The sequence below is a fragment of the Rhodococcus jostii NBRC 16295 genome (genome assembly GCF_001894825.1).
GTDB classification, from domain to species: Bacteria; Actinomycetota; Actinomycetes; order Mycobacteriales; family Mycobacteriaceae; genus Rhodococcus_F; species Rhodococcus_F jostii.
Genome location: NZ_BCWY01000283.1, coordinates 1 through 527 on the forward strand (window position 1 = coordinate 1; position 527 = coordinate 527).

At 66.8% G+C, this 527-nt stretch carries 1 protein-coding gene; it reads right to left on the reverse strand.

The window, feature by feature from the left end; all coding sequences use genetic code 11:
- On the reverse strand, window positions 1–527 hold a 527-nt coding region (locus tag RJ1_RS45215; RefSeq protein ID WP_174695098.1), incomplete at its 5' end, for a flavin monoamine oxidase family protein.

Here is a 527-nt window from a genome sequence, read left to right on the forward strand (position 1 = left end):
TCAGGCTTCCTGGGCCACGCGCTCGTGGATGTGGGTGACGACGTCGCGGGCGGACGTCAGGGCGCCGTGCTGCCAGGCGATGGCGTTGGACAGGTGGTCGCCGGCGAAGTAGATCTTGTCGACGGGTTCGAGCAGCTTCTCGTATTCGGGGGTGGCCGCCCCGCCGTGCGATCCGCCGCTGCCCGCCCAGTTCGCCCAGGCACTCTCTGAGTACTTGGTGCGCCGCCAGCTGCCCGAGAATGACGACGAGATGTCGCGGGTGTACTTCTCGCCGTGGATCTCCGAGCCCTCCGCGATCGCCTTGGCGAGCCGCTGGCGGTGGGTGAGGGACTCGAACGCCTCCTGCCGCTTGCCGCTGCTGTAGTAGGCGACGACCACACCGCGATCGGAGTTGTAGTGGTCGTACGGGAACATGATCTGCGAGATGTCCTTGTCGGTGTTGGATGCGCCGCCGTAGATGCGGTCCTCCGTCTCCCACCACCGGCGCGAGTACTCGATGCCGAGCTTTCCGGACGACGACGGCTTGG